The organism is Mucilaginibacter sp. 22184 (genome assembly GCF_052045695.1).
In the GTDB taxonomy this organism is placed as follows: domain Bacteria; phylum Bacteroidota; class Bacteroidia; order Sphingobacteriales; family Sphingobacteriaceae; genus Mucilaginibacter.
The window spans coordinates 264201-281894 of sequence record NZ_JBQEPI010000003.1 but is presented as its reverse complement, the minus strand read 5'-3'; the positions used below and the strand labels follow the sequence as shown (position 1 = coordinate 281894).

Below are 17694 nucleotides of genomic sequence, written 5' to 3'. Positions count from 1 at the left end.
AGTTATTTACCGTTACTTTTTACGGTAAGCGCCCTTGCTATGCTTTTAGGTTCATGTTCATATAAGCAAAACCAGGCCTATTTTGAACAAAACTCCAAGTCTCAGGCCGCTCCGGTGAAAATGGACGATTATAAGATATCGGACTATAAGATTAAGGCCGGTGATATTTTACGGATAAGGAATTTGCAAAGCATTAAGTTGATCACGGATGAGGCCAGCACAACCAATACTACCGATCAGGCATCAGCAGGTGGCGGTTCACAGGCATTGGATTACCAGGTTGAAAGTGACGGCACTATTGCTTTACCCGTAATTGGAAGGGTAGAGGTAGTTGGTTTATCGAGATTGGAAACTTCAAAAAAACTGGATGACCTGTACAAGAAAAATGTACTTAAAAACCCCATTATGGAGGTGAAAGTGATCAATTTAAAGGCTACATTGGTAGGAGAGGTAAAAAGGCCGGGTAATTATCCATTACTTAAAGACGAAACCACGCTCATGGAAATATTGGGCGAAGCCGGTGGACTGACCGAAAAAGGCAATGAAAAAAAGGTAAGAATAGTGAGGGGCGGAGGACTGCAAACCAAGCAGATTATTGACGTTGATCTGGATGATGTAGCATCTTTAACAAATCCCGAAACGATTATTCAGAACCAGGATATCATTTATGTGGAACAAAACAGACGCGCAATACGTAATGAGAAGTTACAAAACATTACAACCATTGCCCAACCGGCTTTGCTGTTGTTGAATACGGCTCTGATCATCCTTACATTAAGGAAATAGTTTAGCCCTACATCTTAAACCTGATTACTGTTTGCAGTACTTACAAAACATGATCCCCGGGTATATACCCGGGGATCTGTTGTTTTAAAATCTACTTAAATTAATTTTAAGCTTTAAGCGCAACTTTTTTCTTTCTCGTTTCCAGGTTAGGTAAAAATGCCGTAAGTATACCGATTAGTGGCAGATAAGCGCATACATGGAAAACATAGCTTATGCTAGTACTATCGGCCAGTTTACCCAATATGGCTGACCCCAACCCTCCCATACCAAATGCGAAGCCAAAAAATAAACCGGCTATCATCCCCACTTTACCTGGCATCAGTTCCTGGGCATAAACCAAAATGGCCGAGAATGCTGATGATATGATCACACCGATAATTACGGATAGGATGCTTGTCCAGAATAAATTGGCGTAAGGTAGCATCAGGGTAAACGGTGCTACTCCCAGTATCGAGATCCAGATGATGTATTTACGGCCGAAACGATCACCCAGTGGGCCACCTAAAAGGGTACCTGCTGCCACCGCTGCCAGGAATATAAACAAATAAAGCTGAGAGCTTTGCACGCCCAGATGGAATTTATCGATCAGGAAGAATGTATAATAGCTGGTGATGCTGGCCAGATAAAAGTATTTGGAAAAAATAAGTACAATAAGAATAGCCAGCGAAAAGCCAATACGCCTGGATGATAGCTTATGGTGTGCCACAGCTGTATGAGCTGATTTAGTTTTGGGTAAGGCAAATGCTTTATACCAGTTACCAATGTAAATTAAAATGATAATGGCTAATAAAGCGACCAGCGAAAACCACATTACGCTGCTTTGGCCAAACGGTACCACAATTAAGGCTGCCAGTAATGGCCCAAGCGCGCTGCCTGCATTACCGCCTAATTGAAAAATAGATTGTGCCAGCCCGCGTTTACCACCCGATGCCATGTGTGCAACCCTTGATGATTCCGGGTGAAATATGGAGGAGCCAACACCTATTAGTGCCACTGCCAGCAGTATAAAATAAAAACCCGGTGCAAATGCAAGGCATGCCAAACCGGTTAAAGTGAACGCCATACCCACAGGTAGCGAATAAGGTTTGGGTCTTTTATCGGTATACATCCCCACAAAAGGCTGGAGTAGCGAGGCCGATAGCTGGTAAGTTAGCGTCACCAGACCAATGTCACTAAAACTCAGATGATAGCTGGTTTTGACGAGTGGGTAAATAGATGGAATAACCGACTGCAGCATATCGTTGAGCAAATGCGACAGGCTTATGGTAAAAAGAATGGAGTAAACCGTTTTTTCGGCTATGGTTTTGGTTTGGTCCAAAGGTTCTGCTAAAGATTCATTCGTCATATCATCTGATGTTATATAGTAAAAAAATTATCTCATGATTATTTGGGTGATACAATTCCACGCTTTTTTCTCATCGCGGTTTTTGATGCTTTCATAAAGTTCTTCGTGAAGCGTATCCTGGAATATGGTAGTATCGGGATATAGTTTCAAAAACCAGCCTTTGAGCTGGATGCAAAATGATTGGTACAGATCGGCCAGGATGGGGTTACGCGCCGCTTCCGCAATACTCATGTGGAACTCGATATCGGCATTGATACATTCCTCCATGGTTCCGCCGTAAGCCATAGCCGTACGTTTATCCAATTTTGCCTTGATGTTTTCCAAGTCTTTTTCGGTGCGGTTGGCGGCGGCTTTTTCGGCTATCTTCATTTCAAGCAACTGCCGCACCTCGTCAAGGTCATGTGCATCGGCACGTTTTAAACGCTGATGAAAGGGCTCGTTGATGCCGGCCGGAGCTTCTATAAAAGTGCCCACGCCCTGCTGTACCCGCAGTAAACCTGAATTGGCCAGAATACGGATAGCCTCGCGTACGGATGACCGCCCGACGCCAAACTGCTTCATCAGTTCGGGTTCGATAGGCAGCTGTTCACCTGTTTTGTACTTTCCTTCGGCAATAGCTTTTCGCAATTGATCAGCAACTTCCTCGGCAAGTGATCTTTTATGTATAACGGTCATCATCATATCATCTGATGATAAAGGTAGAGTATATATTTTAAATAAGGAAATTTTGTTAAAAAAAAGAGTGAGCTGCGTCAGAATAAATGGATTAGAGATAGGTATAAATCACCTTATTTGGGTATAGTTTAGCTTTAAGTTTATGCGGCTTTTATACTAACTTTACGGCCGGCATTTTTACCCTATTGATAATTTAACGTTTTACCCGATATTTAAACACTTAAAACACTATATCAACCCACACCAACAAAAATGAAAAAAGTAATACTTGTAACCGGAGCATCATCTGGTTTAGGCTTAGCTACGGCCAACGCACTATCAGCTCAGGGACATACAGTATATGGCACCAGCCGCGATATAAACCGTATTAAAGATGTACCGTTTACTCCGCTGCAGCTTGATGTTACCGATGATGCATCTGTTAGCGCAGGGATTGAAAAAATTATCAAAGCCGAAGGGCGTATTGATGTGGTAGTGAATAACGCTGGTAATGGAATAGCTGCACCCCTATATACCGTGCGGGTTGAAGATGCCAAAAAGCAATTTGAGGTAAACTTTTTTGGGGTGGTGCGGGTAAACAGCGCTGTGCTGCCCGGTATGATCGAAAAGAAACAAGGTTTGGTTATCAACATCAGCTCATTGGCTGGCTTGTTTGGATTGCCTTACCAGGGACTGTACGCTGCTTCAAAATTTGCTATTGAAGGATACTCGCAAAGCTTGCGTATGGAACTGCAAAATACAGGCGTTAAAGTTGCAGTAGTAAATCCAGGCGATTTTAAAACCGATTTTACCGGCAGTCGTGAAAAGGTGCCTTTTACATTAGCTAACGAGCAACTGAAAAAAGAGTTTGAAGCAGCGGTAGCCAGTATGGAAAAAGACGAAAGCATTGGCGGCGAAGCCAGCAAAGTGGCTGACCAGGTTTGTAAAATTGTAGCCAAATCAAAACCGGCGCATAACTACCTGGTAGGGGCATTGGGGCAAACCATTGTACCTACGCTTAAAGCCATATTGCCGGGCTCGTTATTTGTAAAATTGATGAATGATCATTACGGAATAAAGTAAAGTTGATTGGTTGATTGAGTTGATTAAGTGAATGGTTAGTTACCGGCATCCAATTAACTCAATCAACCAATCACATAATCAACCAATCAACTTCATTGTGGAAGCAGTAAAAAACAATAAAAAAACCATCTGGGCCTGGGCCATGTTTGATTGGGCCAACCAGGCTTATAACATGGTGATCCTGTCAACTATATTCCCGGCATATTACGTGGCTATTACGCAGGATAACAATCCGGGTGGCATGGTTACCTTTTTTGGCCACAGGTATATTAATACGGTGCTATCAACTTATGTGCTGGGTTTGTCATATCTCATTATCGTATTCCTGTTGCCGATACTTACCTCCATTGCCGATTATAAGGGGCATAAAAAGCTATACATGCAGTTGTTTACCTGGATGGGGAGCCTGGCCTGTGCGGGTATGTTCTTTTTTACCATGCATACTTTTACGTTTAGCATGGTTTGTTATGGTTTGGCATCTATAGGTTATTGTGGTGGATTTGTGTTTTATAATTCGTACCTGCCGCAAATAGCCACGCTCGATCAGCAGGACGCCGTGAGTGCAAAAGGTTTTATTTATGGCTTCGCCGGTAGCATTGTAGTACAGGTGCTTTGCTTCGTGTTTGTATTATCGCCCAAAACGTTTGGCATTACCGATGATGTGGCGGCACGTTTGTCGTTCCTGATTGTAGGTATCTGGTGGATAGGTTTTTCGTTCATTGCCTTTTATATGCTGCCTAAAGGACAGCCGAATTCAGGTTCGCATGAATATAATGTATTAACCGGCGGCTTTAAAGAGCTGGGCAAAGTTTGGCGAAAAGTAAAACAGCTGCCTTTATTAAAACGGTTTCTGCCTGCCTTTTTCTTTTATTCGGTAGGAGTGCAAACCATTTTACTGGTGGCGGCCAATTTCGGGGCCAAAGAACTCAAGATGCCTGAAGAAGACCTGATCGTTATTATTTTGTTGATACAAATAGTAGCGATCATCGGCGCTGCTATAACCGCGAAATTATCTGCTAAATACGGCAACACCAAGGTGCTGGCAGGCATAGTAGGTATCTGGTGCCTGATATGTGGTAGTGTTTATTTTGTGGCCAACGCGCACCAGTTTTATGCTGCCGCGGTAGTGGTGGGACTGGTTATGGGGGGCGTACAATCATTATCACGATCAACTTTTTCTAAATATATTCCAGCAAACATCCCTGATACGGCGTCTTATTTTAGCTTTTATGATGTTACCGAAAAGCTGTCTATCGTAGTAGGCCTGTTCGCATTCGGTTTTGTAGAATCTGTGACCCATGAAATGCGCGACTCGGCACTGATGCTCGACGGCTTTTTTGCCATGGGGTTGATCCTGCTGGTATCGCTGATCGTACTGGAGGGGAGGGTAAGATCGACGGAGTCTGTAGCGGTGTAGATGTTCTGAATCAGAATTTACAGAATTAAAGAATTTCCAGAATTAAATTTCCTTTAATTCTGTTAATTAAAAAATTCTGTAAATTCTGATTCAGACAAAATTACACATTCAAAAGACACATCATCGCCCAAAACTAAGTACATTTGCGGCTTGTTAATTGACTACCATGGCTAAAGTTTCTATCAACCTGGCAACGGGTTCCATACAAAAAGAAGATATTATTGTGGGTATCGATCTGGGTACCACCAATTCCTTAGTGGCGTTCATCAACCCCGATAAAAATCCGTTGGTTATCAATGATACTGGTAAAGGTGTGTTGGTGCCATCTGTAGTGCATTTTGGGCCAAGCGGCGATGTTTTGGTGGGTAATGAAGCCAAAGAGTTTCTGATCACCGATCCGCAGAATACCGTTTTCTCGGTAAAACGCCTGCTCGGCCGCAGTTATCATGATATTGAAAATTATAAGGATTTTTTCTCGTACAAGGTTATCGATGACGATACCGAAAGCCTGGTAAAAATTAAGGTTGGCGATAAATTTTATACACCGATAGAATTATCGGCCCTGATATTAAAAGAATTAAAAGCCCGCGCCGAACATGCGCTAAAGACACCGGTAAACCGTGCGGTGATCACCGTGCCGGCCTATTTTAACGATTCGCAGCGCCAGGCTACCCGTGATGCCGGTAAACTGGCCGGATTGGATGTATTGCGCATCGTGAACGAGCCAACAGCCGCGAGTCTGGCCTATGGTATCGGCTTAAATCCGGAGGAAACCAAAACCATTGCTGTATATGATTTAGGTGGTGGTACTTTTGATGTATCCATACTGCAAATACAGAATGGCATTTTTGAAGTGCTGGCTACCAATGGCGATACTTTTTTAGGAGGTGACGATTTTGACCGCCTGATTGTTGATTACTGGATAGAAAAGAACCAGCTGAACAAAGCCGATGTTGTTGCCAATAACGAGCTGGCGCAGCAGTTACGTTTAAAAGCCGAGGAAGCTAAAAAATCCTTTGCGCACCAAAGCCTGTTTAATGATAAAATAGGGGAGATTTGGTGCACGCTTGATCGTACTATGTTTGAGGAACTGATTGCGCCTAAAGTGCAGCAAACTATTACCGCCTGCCAGAATGCATTGAAAGATGCTAAACTAACCATCAAAGAGATAGATGAAGTGGTGATGGTTGGTGGATCTACCCGTACCGCGCTGGTTAAAAAAATGGTGGCCGAATTTTTTGGCCGCGAGGTGCATGCCGAATTGAATCCGGACGAAGTAGTAGCGCTTGGCGCCGCTATACAGGCCGATATTTTGGCCGGTAACCGTAAAGATATTTTATTGCTGGATGTTACCCCGCTGTCTTTAGGTATCGAAACCATGGGCGGCCTGATGGATGTGATCATCCCCCGTAACTCTAAAGTACCAACTAAAGGTGGTCGTCAATATACTACATCCATCGACGGGCAGGTGAATATGAAGATAGCCGTTTACCAGGGAGAGCGAGACCTGATCAAAGAGAACCGGAAACTGGCTGAGTTTAATCTCAAAGGTATCCCATCTATGCCAGCAGGCTTCCCGAAGGTAGATATCAACTTTTTACTGAATGCCGATGGCATACTCACCATACAGGCTATTGAACTGCGTTCGGGCGTAAAACAGGAGATCGAAGTAAAACCTACTTACGGCATTACCGATGAGCAGGTGGAGCAAATGTTGATGGACAGTATAACCCACGCTAAAGACGATGTGAGCCAGCGTATGTTGATAGAAGCCCGTACCGAGGGCGAGCAGATGCTATACACTGTGGAACGCTTTTTGCAAAAGAACGGCGATTACGTTACGGTTACAGAATCTGCCGAAACACACAAACACCTGGTGGCCCTGAGAGAATCGCTGACGTCTGGTGATAAGGACCTGATCCTGAAACGTATTGACGAGATCAATGAATTTACCCGGCCATTTGCCGAGCGCCTGATGGATCAGGCCATCAGCACCGCCATGAAGGGTAAGAGTATTGAATAATAGACATTTTATTAGAAGCAGGAATCAAGAAAGAAGCACGAAAAGTTGTTGCTTAATATCATGTCAGCATGTTTTCATGGGTTTCTTAATTCTTGGCTCTACATATACATCATAAATAAATTATATCAGTTTGAAGATAATTACCAGGGTATTCGTATTGTTAGCCATCGCGGCTGTTTGTTTAGCAGGCTCATTTGATAAAGCTCACGCGATAAATTCGTTGCGTTTATATAAAGACACCACGTTAAAAAGCGCCACCACGCTGGATACCCTGCAATATGATTCGCTGATGAAGCGGCTGGCCAACGGCGACCAAACCGGCAGATGGCCTGTGAAAAAAGCACCATATCCATTGCCTGGTGCTATTTTGCCTTTCAGCCGCATTGTGGCATACTATGGTAACATGTACTCCAAAAATATGGGTGTATTGGGCGAATACGCGCCAAAAGACATGCTGGCCAAGCTTAAAGGCGAGGTGAAAGTATGGGAAAAAGCCGATACCCTTACACCAGTGGTACCTGCGCTGCACTACATTTGTGTTACTGCTCAGGCCGATGCCGGCAGAAATGGTTTGCATAATTTACGGATGCCTTTCAGAGAGATTGATAAAGTGCTGGATATGGCCAAACAGATCAACGCTATCGTGTTCCTGGATATTCAGGTAGGCTTCAGTACGGTACAAACCGAATTGCCTTTGTTGGAGAAATATATGAAAATGCCAAACGTTCACCTGGGCATCGATCCGGAATTTTCCATGAAAGAGGGGAGTGTACCGGGCAAACGCATAGGTACTTTTGATGCTGATGATATTAACTATGTAACAGGCTATTTAAGTGGATTGGTGAAAAAGAACAATCTGCCACCCAAAATATTTGTGATACACCGCTTTACCAAACGCATGGTAACCAATTATAAGGATATAAAACTACGCAACGAAGTGCAGGTAGTTATGGACATGGATGGTTGGGGCGGACCTGATCTCAAGAAAGGTACCTACAAATATTTCATTTCACAGGAGCCCGTGCAGTTTACAGGTTTTAAGTTATTCTATAAAAACGATATCAAGAACGCACCTCACCGCATGCTTACCCCCAAAGAGGTTTTGAGTTTGAAACCTGCGCCTATTTATATACAATACCAGTAGGGAATTATACCGAAAATGTCATCTCGAACGATAGTGAGAGATCTTTTGCGCGCGATGAAGTCGCTTGTAAAGATCTCTCCTCGTACCCCGTTCGAGATGACATTTTGTATGTCCTGATTCTTGACTCTTACTTCTTGTTTCTTCTCTTCTAAAACAGCATTTCCTGTGGTGGCGTTACGCCTTTTAAGCGCAGGTAAACAGTGGCTTGCCCGCGGTGATGGGTCTGATGTTCAAAGCCTTTATTTAGAACAATAAATTTGGAAAATTCCTTTCCACTCACCTTCATCGTTTCCTGTAGTTGTGCCGGTGTCATACCCTGTATAGTACCGATTGCGAAATCATAACTATCCATTACTGCTTTAATAGTTGCCGCTTTGGTGGGGCCAACTGTTTTTTCGAGGGATGTTTTTCCGAGTGGATTGGTTTTGCCGCTTACCCAGCAAGTGAAAAAATAGTTGTCATCAGCCAGGTGCAGCATTTGCCCGGCAAACGACCGCATTTCGGGGGTTGGTTTTAAGCCGTAACCATCATCGGGCATCGCATCCAGATAGGCTTTAGTGTAGTTTTTGGCGCGCTGCCATTCGGCAACTATTTGGTCGTTTGTAGCCTGCGCGTATACCGTTGTGCAGGCGAAAACCATTACCATAAAGGTAAACAGAAAGGTTAGCTTTTTCATCATTGAATAGTTTTAAGATTGGTTTATAATTGGTTTTACTAAGTTATTAAATTCCATTGTTATGTAGAATGTAGGGGGTATCTATTTTGTAATAGATACTGCTTGTCGGAGACCTGTGGGCAGAGTCCTCCTATACACTACGGTTCGACGATGATTATCCATAACACTCGTTGTTAAACCATACGAGATCAACCCGTGGCAGCAATAACAGTTATTATTTAGCGGTTGATATCAGATTTCAGCTTAACAAGCTCACCAAGTAACTTTGTACGTTCAACCAAATGCGCTTTGCCAAACTTTTCAGCAATTTTTACGATCGCGAAATTCAATGTTTCTATTTCTGTTGGTCGTTTGCGGTTAATATCCTGCAGGGTAGATATCAGCTGACCGTCCGAAGCTTTGCTAATAGCCAGTAAGTTGGTCATCACTTCATTGGGTTCCAGCAGTACACCGGTCTCTCGGGCTATCTGTACACATTCCATAACTACCTCACGGGCTATCGCCTGCGCCTGCTCATTCCGGTGATATATGCCATTATCAATATTTAACAATGGGCATACCGAATTGTAAACACTGTTGATGATTGCTTTTTTCCAGATCAGCTGTTGAATATTTTCTTCGGCACGAAACAAGAACTGTGGGGTGCTTAGTTCAGCAACAATATCATGAAGAGGAGTAGTATCGCCACTGATGCCACCGATAGGACACTCGAATGCAGGTTTAAAGCTCACCCGGCCATCCGTACCCACCTGACTGGTTACAAAAAGCACACACCGATAAACCCCGGGAAACTCGTGATCGGTAAATACCTGCTCCACGCCCAATCCGTTTTGCAGGATAACCAAAGGTGATGTGTTGATTTTAGATTTCAGTGCCGGGGCCAGATCGCCATTACCAAAAGATTTATTGGTTAAAACCACGATGCCATCCAGTTTATCATAATGGCTTAAAGTGGTTATTTCGATATCCGCTTCCAATGTACTTTGATCGGCAAGCACTACAGCTATTTTTTCAATAACGCTGCTGCCATCATCCACGCTTCCGCGGAGTATCACCACGTTTTTGCCTTGCAGTTTCAGAAAAACAGCTAAAGCTTTTCCGATAGCTCCGTTACCAACAATAAATATCGACTGATTCATAAGATAGAAATTTTCGCCAAAGTTAATCGGCTGACTTTATCTTTTGTCATAGATGGGTAAAAGAGGCCGATCGGAGCTGTATGCAACAAAATTTGCTTATATACGATTAAAAATGCAGCTTTAGGCCTTCTAAACTTTATCACATGAAACCACTGTATACTCGTTTTGCCCTTGTCATACTAATCCTGTTCGCCCAGAAGGCATCCGCACAAAATATGAATGCGAGAATGAATGCCGTTAATAATATGTGGAACAAGCAGTTTACTCAATCACAAATGCAGATGCAAATGCAAAACAGGATGAACATGGGTTTTTTGAGCGAGAAGGGAGGGGGTAGAAGTTACAATTTTGATTATGTTTATGTGATAACAATGGCTGATAGCTCAAAAAGGCAGGTATATTCTAAAATATATTTAGATACTACAAAGCATAAAACCTATGTTTTATTTTTAGACAGGAACCTCCCCAAAAATGATCCCAATAAAATCAAAAAAATATACTCTGATGAAACCCTGAGCCTCGAACGTAATCTTGCCGAAGGTGAGGTTGAAGATAAATGGTATAAAGGAATGGCAAAAGATAGCTGTTGGATGTTCAAAGTAATTTCTGGGCCTATTAATGCTTATTCGCTTTTAAGTGAAGAGGATAACACTAAATTTATGCCCGAAACATTGGTCGGTATACAAAAAGGAGATGGACCTATATTGAAGGTATCTGCTGAAAATTTAATGCCCATGGTTGAGCAAAACGCTGATGCTTTTGAATACGCTAAAACAAAAAACTATTACGAAGCCATTAAAAAATACAACCAGGATATTAAAGAGAATAGAAAAAAGTAGCCATATCGCCGATCTGCGCCTCCATTGGCCATAGGCAGAAAAGGAAAAAAAAAATCCCCGTTTCCGGGGATTCAAGTTTTATAATTTGTTGATGGCGTCTTGTTCTTTCAGCGCCTGAATGTTGTTGTTATCGCTAAAATTACTGGTTTGCTGGGCAAAGTCTTCCAGGATACTGGTGATATTATCCAGGTTGTCGGCTACGCGCTGATGCATATCCGGAAGGTCCTTTTCCAGTCTTTTGTCGCCAAGCTCTATATTGTCTACTTCAATTTTGGCCAGCTTGGTAATAATGGCCTGCTGACTATTCTTCAAGTCTTCCAATTCATGGACAATTTTCTCCATCAGTTCAAACTTCTTTAACTTATCCATACTGTTGTGTTTTTTAATTTAAAGTATATCTCATTAACCCCGGGAAATAAAAATTGTTTGGAATTTGGATTATTGATATATAACTAATAGTTTAGTTTAACTAAATAATTAGTTATATGAAAAACCTTATATTATTCTTTCTCCTTGTTTTTTGTTGTTCGGCAGGTGTAGAGGCCCAGCAGCAACCGGCTGTAAACGATTCCCTATTACTTGATTATTATCAGAACCAGCGCTTTGCCGAAGCTGCGGATTATCTTAAAAAAACATATCCAGAACCAGTGAGCAATATCCGGGTATTGGGCAAACTGGCTTATACATCGCAAATGGCCGGTCGGCTGCCCGATGCGGAGGGGTATTATCAACGTATTTACGATGCTGACTCAACCAATACCATGGCCTTATTTAGCCTGGGCACTGTTAACCTGCGCCGGGGTAATAATTTGAAAGCCGAAACTTATTATAAATTGATAGCCCGAAAGGACAGTAGCAACTTTATAGTGTACAAACAATTGGGTAAAATAGCGGGTGATAAATCTGATTTTGGTAGCATGATCTATTACTTACAAAAAGCTAATAAATTGAATCCTGCCGAGCCAGATGTAGCATCCGATTTGAGCGATCTTTATGTAAACCTGAAACAGTACCCTGTGGCCGAAAAAGTATTGAATGGAGCCATTGCTAAGGATCCTGACAATATGATTTTGTTGCAAAGTCTGCTCAAACTGGTTTCATCGCAGGACAAATTCGAGGAAACTAAAACCACTTGTTTAAAACTGATAGATCTAGGTAACCGTTCCGGGTATGTATTAACCAAGCTTGGAGTGGCTTACTACAATCTCAAAAACTATACTTGCAGTGTGGAAACCTTTGCCGACCTCAATATGATGGAACAAACAGAAACCAGCTTTTACGTAGCCGCCCTGGCCTACAAAGCGCTTAAAGATCAACCCAAAGCCATTCAAAATCTGGATAATGCCATTAAAGAGGGCATCTCATCCAACATTGGCGATTATTATGCTGAAATGGCCGACAGTTACGAGGTGCGCAAAAAATACCAAAAGGCGGTTTGGGCGTATCAAAAAGCTATGCAATTTTCAGAGAAACCGATCCTCTATTACCTGTTGGCATCAGTTTATGATACCGGGCTGAGAAACAAACAAATGGCTTCAAAATATTATAAGAAATACACCAACAGCAAGCCACCCGAAAAACAGCAGAAATATGTAGCTTATTCCAAATCGCGGCTGGACGAACTGGCGCGTTAGCGCTGCATGAGCCTGGCTACATACTTGCCAATGATATCAAACTCCAGGTTAACTACTGATCCTTCGCGTACATTGTGCAGGTTGGTATGCTCAAAAGTATAGGGGATAATAGCCACTGAAAAACTATTGACTTTGGAGTTAACTACGGTTAAACTGATGCCGTTGACACATACAGATCCTTTTTCGACGGTGACATTACCGGTAGAGGAATCGTACTCAAAAGTGTACTCCCAGCTTCCATCGAGCTCCTTGAAGGCGGTGCAAACAGCAGTCTGATCAACATGACCCTGAACAATGTGTCCATCAAGCCGAGCATTCATTTGCATACAGCGTTCCAGGTTTACAGGTTCGCCAACTTTCAGATGACCCAGGCTGCTTTTGTTCAGCGTTTCTTCAATGGCGGTAACCACGTGCAAGCCATCGGCCAGCGCTACTACTGTTAAACAAACCCCGTTATGCGCCACCGATTGGTCGATCTTTAATTCGTGCGAAATAGCTGATTCAATAGTGATATGTAAGTTGCCCTGATCTTGCTGCAGATCGGTCACTTTACCCAAAGTTTCTATAATTCCTGTAAACATATGCCCCCCATCCCCCTAAAGGGGGAGTTTTTGATTGGTGTCAAAGCTAAAAAATATTATAGATGTTTTTTGTCAGCGGAAAATGAAAAAACGATAAGCATCTTAGTTTGTCATCCTGATAAACGAAGGATCTATTAATGAATTATGCGTATTGAGTAATAGATGCTTCACTCTGTTCAGCATGACAAAATCAAATAATCCTCTCAATCCTCTAATCTGGTTAATCAAGGTTCAGACAAATTATTTAAAACTGGTAAACAAATCTACTCTTTTATTTCGCAGATCCTTACCACCTTCGATCACCGATTTTAGATTGGTGAGATAAAAAGTCCACCCAAGCTGACATTGTACATACAGATTTTTTGCCGGGTCATCTTCCAGGGGGATATTTTCCTGGGTAAGTTCGATGAGGGTAAGGCCGTATTTGTTCTGGATATCAATGGTTACTACGCTGCCACCGGTAAAGGTGAATTTGAGCAGATCGGCGCCATTGTTTTCCAGTACCTGGCCGTTCTCTACGGTATCGTCGTCAAAACCATGCCAGTACCAGGAATAGGTATCTTCTTTGCTGATGAATTCGTTTTTTTCGCGCTGGCGACCAACTATGGTATAAAAATCAGCCTGGCGTAAAAACCAGCTTTCGAGTCCGGCAGGAGTGGCCCAGGCCTCATAAATATGACGGACGTTGGTGTTAAAATCGGCAGTTAGTTTAAAGCTTGTCCAGGGGTTATCGGTCATATACGGTAGCATTGTTTGTTATAAAAATAATCATAATACCTTACCCTTTTATTAACTTGCTTTTAAATATTAACCATGGGTAAACAAAGCGCAGGAATACTACTACCGGAAAACCGAAGGTAATTTGGAGGCTTTTTTGGTGCATCCGGGCGGGCCGTTCTTTAAAAATAAGGACAACGGCAGTTGGTCGGTACCCAAGGGGGAGTTTTTGGATGACGAAGACCCCTTGGAGGCTGCCAAACGGGAGTTTGAGGAAGAAACGGGGCAGGCGATTATCGGTGAATTCATCAGTCTTAGCCCAATTACACAAAAAGGTGGCAAAAAAGTATATGTGTGGGCCGTAGAAGGCGACATAGATCATTTGGCCATCAGAAGCAATCACTTTGAAATAGAGTGGCCACCGCGCTCTGGCAAGCAACAATCGTTCCCCGAGGTGGACAGAGCCGCATGGTTTGATATCGATACAGCCAAGGTGAAGATAAATCCGGCGCAGACAGCACTAATAGATGAGTTGAGCAAGGCACAATAGCAGGCATCACCAAATGTGGGGATATTGGTCAAACTAATTTCACCTTTTGCCGTTCTGCTGTTACTTTTATAGGCAATTACATAACTTAGTAAAATGAAGTTTTTTAAATATCTACCCATAGCATTTTTATTGATCGCGATTGTATCGTGCAAACCCAAACCCAAGTCGACGGCTGTCCCTGTAGTGGGTTTTGTGGATGCCTTTGAAGATGCCACTATAGCACAGGCTCGCACCGGTTTTACAGATGCCTTAAAGAAAGAAGGTTTTAGCGAGGCTAAAAAAACAGTACAGATAGAATACAGCAATGCGCAAGGCAATATCCCTACGCTAACCCAGATCGTAAACCATTTTGTTTCTGAAAATGTTGATCTGCTGGCTACCTGTACCACTTTATCGACAGTTACCGCGATTCAAAAAACCAAAGCCATACCCATTTTTGCTATGGTATCGCCGGTGCCCGAACGTATGAAAGTACTTGATGGCAGTGGCAAAGCCCCAGCCAATCTTTTTGGTGCGGTAGAGGACCTGAATTATATAGATACCTCATTCGCCATCATCCCTAAATTACTAAAACCCAAAGGAGCAAAGCTGGTGATCGGGATGATCTATAATCAATCGGAACCACAATCTACCGATGCGCTGAACCGTATCAAATCACTGGCCGAAAAGCAAAATGTAACCATTGTTGCCTTACCCTTAAATTCTTCTGCAGATGCTCAATTAGTTACACAATCACTGTTGAATAAGAATATTGATGCCTTTTTTGCCAACCCAGACAATACTGTTTTCGCTGCTTTTGAGACCATTTTGAAAAGCTGCAACCAAAAAAATGTGCCCATATTTACCAGCGAGGCCGGTTTAGTACAACGCGGTGCGGTAGCTGCTTTTGGTGCCGATATTTATCAATGGGGTTACCAGGCGGGCGAACAGGCTGCTTACTTCCTGAAAAATCATAAAACTGATGGCCTGGCGCCGCAGATGGTGAAGATCAGGAAACGGGTGTATAATCCTGCCGCTGCCAAAAAATATAACATTACTGTACCCTCAGATTTTGAGGCTGTTAAATAAATGGATTTTTATCTCACCACGGTAACACTGGGATTTTGCTACGCGGCTTTGGCGCTGGGTATTTTTATCTCTATGAAGATATTTAATATCCCGGACATTACTACCGATGGCAGTTATACGCTGGGTGGCGCTGTTACGGCTGTGATGCTTACACACCACCAGTCGCCATATATTATTTTGCCGGCGGTGATCATTGCCGGCGGGATAGCTGGTGCATTAACAGGCCTGATCCATACCAAGCTTAAAATAAACGCTTTGCTGGCCGGTATTTTGGTTATGACTGCCCTGTATTCGGTAAATCTCACTATTATGGGTCGCTCCAATATACCTTTGAGTAACCTGGTTTCGCTGTTTTCGTCGATACAGATAGTGACGGATGCTAACCAGAATACCTTTTGGATATTATTGGTATTTGTTATTCTGATCACTTTTTTGATCGGTTACTTGCTCAAAACAGATTTTGGCATAGCCATGCGGGCAACAGGCAACAGCGAGTCTATGATCAGGGCACTGGGGGTTAATACCGACCGGATGAAGATCACCGGTTTGGCCTTAGCCAACGCTCTAACAGCCCTGAGCGGCTACTTTTTTGTACAATCGCAGGACTTTGCCGATATCAATATGGGTATAGGTATTGTGATCGTTGGCCTGGGCTCGGTTATTATTGCCGAGTCAATCATTAATTGGTTACGGATTACCAGTGTTTGGCTCAGTTTAATTTTGGTGTTGGCCGGGGCCGTGGTATTTCAACTGGTGCTGGCGGTTACCCTGGCCATCGGCGTCGATCCGAATATGCTCAAAATAGTTACCGCTGTTTTCGTATTGTTGATAGTTAGTTTACCCCGTTTATCATCACTCCGATCATCATGATAACGATAAACGATATACATAAGACTTTTAATAAAGGTAAGGCCAACCAGGTTAACGCTGTTAATGGAATCACACTAACCATTGCAGAAGGAGAATTCCTGGTGATCGTAGGCTCTAACGGGTCTGGTAAAACCACTTTGCTTAACCTCGTAGCCGGGAGCGTATTCCCGGATGCAGGTAGCATCAGCATTGATGAAAACAATGTAAGTAAACTACCTGATTACCGCCGTAGCCAATGGATCGCGCGTGTTTTCCAGAACCCGGTGAGTGGTACGGCATCTGATCTGAGTATTCTGGATAATTTTAGGCTGGCTGCTATACGCACAAAAGCCAAAGGTTTATCTGTCGGTATCAACAATAAGTTCAAGCAGGAGGTTAAAGAAAAAATAGCCTCGCTGGGCATGGGCCTGGAAAATAAAGTAGAGCAATCCATGGGGACACTATCGGGAGGCCAGCGCCAGGCTTTAACCTTGCTGATGAGTGTGATGGATAGCTGCAAGGTACTGTTACTGGACGAGCCTACTGCTGCGCTTGATCCTCGATCGGCAGAGGTTGTGATGCGTACGGCTGATAAACTGATCGCAGATTTTAAACTGACTGCCATACTGATCACCCATAATCTTAAAGACGCCTACAATTATGGCACACGGATCATACAAATGAGCGAAGGGCTGGTATTGCGCGATCTGAACAACAAACAAAAGTCAGATTTAAAGCAAAATGACCTTTTCGACTGGTTCGGCTAAAAAAATGGCAAAGTAATTGTATAGTGTTGTGCACTATGAAGACTAATAACTTTGAACCCATACTCGACGCTTACCAGTTAGTGAGCGGCGCCAAGATAAAAGGAAAAAAACAAGACGAAATATTTGAACTGGGCGTATACGATGCTTTAAAAAGAGGATACACCTTGTATCCTTTGGAGCATGGCGTAAAATATGATGATTTCAGCGTGATCATTTCCGAAAAGGAATTAAAGAACAATTTTTTGATCGAAGGTGTTAAAGCTGCTATAGCTGCTTAAGCTCTTTAAATTTGGAGACGCAAATATGCGTCTCCACGTTTTCTTTTTTATGTAGAGACGCATATTTGCGTCTCCCTTACGGTATTCACCCTCCATTTTGCAATTCCAATCAATAAGCGTAAATTTGTAAAAAAATAAATGATG

19 protein-coding genes are annotated in these 17694 nt (G+C 42.9%); 12 read left to right on the top strand and 7 right to left on the bottom strand.

Annotation, left to right across the window (positions count from 1 at the left end; genetic code table 11):
* Positions 1-39: 39 nt before the first annotated feature.
* Positions 40-786, top strand: a complete 747-nt coding sequence (locus tag ACTJKG_RS08705; protein WP_440738959.1) for a polysaccharide biosynthesis/export family protein — start codon at positions 40-42, stop codon at positions 784-786.
* 106 nt (positions 787-892) lie between these two features.
* Here the strand turns inward: ACTJKG_RS08705 and ACTJKG_RS08700 are convergent, their stop codons facing one another.
* Both ACTJKG_RS08700 and ACTJKG_RS08695 read right to left on the bottom strand, forming a co-directional pair.
* On the bottom strand, positions 893-2131 hold the full coding sequence (locus tag ACTJKG_RS08700; protein WP_440738958.1) for an MFS transporter: 1239 nt from the start codon (positions 2129-2131) through the stop codon (positions 893-895).
* 27 nt (positions 2132-2158) lie between these two features.
* Complete coding sequence (locus ACTJKG_RS08695; RefSeq protein ID WP_172335051.1) at positions 2159-2812, bottom strand: FadR/GntR family transcriptional regulator; 654 nt, start codon at positions 2810-2812, stop codon at positions 2159-2161.
* Positions 2813-3058: 246 nt separating this feature from the next.
* Here ACTJKG_RS08695 and ACTJKG_RS08690 point away from each other — a divergent pair, with 246 nt between their 5' ends.
* From ACTJKG_RS08690 to ACTJKG_RS08675, 4 genes are all read left to right on the top strand, one after another.
* Complete coding sequence (locus ACTJKG_RS08690) at positions 3059-3868, top strand: SDR family oxidoreductase (RefSeq protein ID WP_172335050.1); 810 nt, start codon at positions 3059-3061, stop codon at positions 3866-3868.
* Between the two features lie 97 nt (positions 3869-3965).
* Positions 3966-5285: an MFS transporter gene (locus ACTJKG_RS08685; RefSeq protein WP_440738957.1), complete on the top strand. Its 1320-nt coding sequence runs from the start codon at positions 3966-3968 to the stop codon at positions 5283-5285.
* Between the two features lie 166 nt (positions 5286-5451).
* A complete protein-coding gene (gene hscA, locus ACTJKG_RS08680; protein ID WP_172335048.1) occupies positions 5452-7308 on the top strand; it encodes a Fe-S protein assembly chaperone HscA in 1857 nt (618 codons plus the stop codon).
* 130 nt (positions 7309-7438) lie between these two features.
* Entirely contained in the window at positions 7439-8452 is a 1014-nt protein-coding gene (locus ACTJKG_RS08675) for a hypothetical protein (RefSeq protein WP_216650538.1), read from the top strand.
* Positions 8453-8600: 148 nt separating this feature from the next.
* Here ACTJKG_RS08675 and ACTJKG_RS08670 read toward each other — a convergent pair whose 3' ends face one another.
* Both ACTJKG_RS08670 and ACTJKG_RS08665 read right to left on the bottom strand, forming a co-directional pair.
* Positions 8601-9131, bottom strand: a complete 531-nt coding sequence (locus tag ACTJKG_RS08670) for a DinB family protein (protein WP_440738956.1) — start codon at positions 9129-9131, stop codon at positions 8601-8603.
* A gap of 215 nt (positions 9132-9346) precedes the next feature.
* Complete coding sequence (locus ACTJKG_RS08665; RefSeq protein ID WP_172335047.1) at positions 9347-10267, bottom strand: ketopantoate reductase family protein; 921 nt, start codon at positions 10265-10267, stop codon at positions 9347-9349.
* A gap of 143 nt (positions 10268-10410) precedes the next feature.
* On the opposite strand from ACTJKG_RS08665, the gene ACTJKG_RS08660 reads away from it, so the two are divergent.
* Complete coding sequence (locus ACTJKG_RS08660) at positions 10411-11106, top strand: hypothetical protein (protein WP_440738955.1); 696 nt, start codon at positions 10411-10413, stop codon at positions 11104-11106.
* A gap of 78 nt (positions 11107-11184) precedes the next feature.
* Here ACTJKG_RS08660 and ACTJKG_RS08655 read toward each other — a convergent pair whose 3' ends face one another.
* On the bottom strand, positions 11185-11475 hold the full coding sequence (locus tag ACTJKG_RS08655) for a hypothetical protein (protein WP_172335045.1): 291 nt from the start codon (positions 11473-11475) through the stop codon (positions 11185-11187).
* A gap of 116 nt (positions 11476-11591) precedes the next feature.
* Between ACTJKG_RS08655 and ACTJKG_RS08650 the strand changes: the two genes are divergently transcribed.
* Positions 11592-12740 carry a tetratricopeptide repeat protein gene (locus ACTJKG_RS08650; RefSeq protein WP_172335044.1) on the top strand — a complete coding sequence of 383 codons (1149 nt, stop codon included), beginning with the start codon at positions 11592-11594 and terminating at the stop codon, positions 12738-12740.
* On the opposite strand, the gene ACTJKG_RS08645 is transcribed toward ACTJKG_RS08650, so the two are convergent.
* Together ACTJKG_RS08645 and ACTJKG_RS08640 are read right to left on the bottom strand one after the other, a co-directional pair.
* The gene (locus tag ACTJKG_RS08645; protein WP_172335043.1) at positions 12737-13321 is read right to left on the bottom strand and encodes a riboflavin synthase; all 585 of its coding nucleotides are present in this window, start codon (positions 13319-13321) and stop codon (positions 12737-12739) included. The genes ACTJKG_RS08650 and ACTJKG_RS08645 overlap by 4 nt on opposite strands.
* Positions 13322-13561: 240 nt before the next feature.
* Positions 13562-14059, bottom strand: coding sequence for an SRPBCC family protein (locus ACTJKG_RS08640; protein WP_172335042.1), 498 nt, complete (start codon positions 14057-14059; stop codon positions 13562-13564).
* A gap of 139 nt (positions 14060-14198) precedes the next feature.
* On the opposite strand from ACTJKG_RS08640, the gene ACTJKG_RS08635 reads away from it, so the two are divergent.
* The 5 genes from ACTJKG_RS08635 to ACTJKG_RS08615 all read left to right on the top strand — a co-directional run bounded on the left by ACTJKG_RS08635 (position 14199) and on the right by ACTJKG_RS08615 (position 17550).
* On the top strand, positions 14199-14588 hold the full coding sequence (locus ACTJKG_RS08635; protein WP_440739106.1) for an NUDIX hydrolase: 390 nt from the start codon (positions 14199-14201) through the stop codon (positions 14586-14588).
* 93 nt (positions 14589-14681) lie between these two features.
* Positions 14682-15656, top strand: a complete 975-nt coding sequence (locus ACTJKG_RS08630) for an ABC transporter substrate-binding protein (protein WP_172335040.1) — start codon at positions 14682-14684, stop codon at positions 15654-15656.
* Entirely contained in the window at positions 15657-16526 is an 870-nt protein-coding gene (locus ACTJKG_RS08625; RefSeq protein WP_172335039.1) for an ABC transporter permease, read from the top strand.
* Positions 16523-17272, top strand: a complete 750-nt coding sequence (locus tag ACTJKG_RS08620) for an ABC transporter ATP-binding protein (protein WP_172335038.1) — start codon at positions 16523-16525, stop codon at positions 17270-17272. Before ACTJKG_RS08625 ends, ACTJKG_RS08620 begins: the two co-directional genes overlap by 4 nt.
* Before the next feature lie 35 nt (positions 17273-17307).
* The gene (locus ACTJKG_RS08615) at positions 17308-17550 is read left to right on the top strand and encodes a hypothetical protein (RefSeq protein WP_172335037.1); all 243 of its coding nucleotides are present in this window, start codon (positions 17308-17310) and stop codon (positions 17548-17550) included.
* Positions 17551-17694 lie beyond the last annotated feature (144 nt).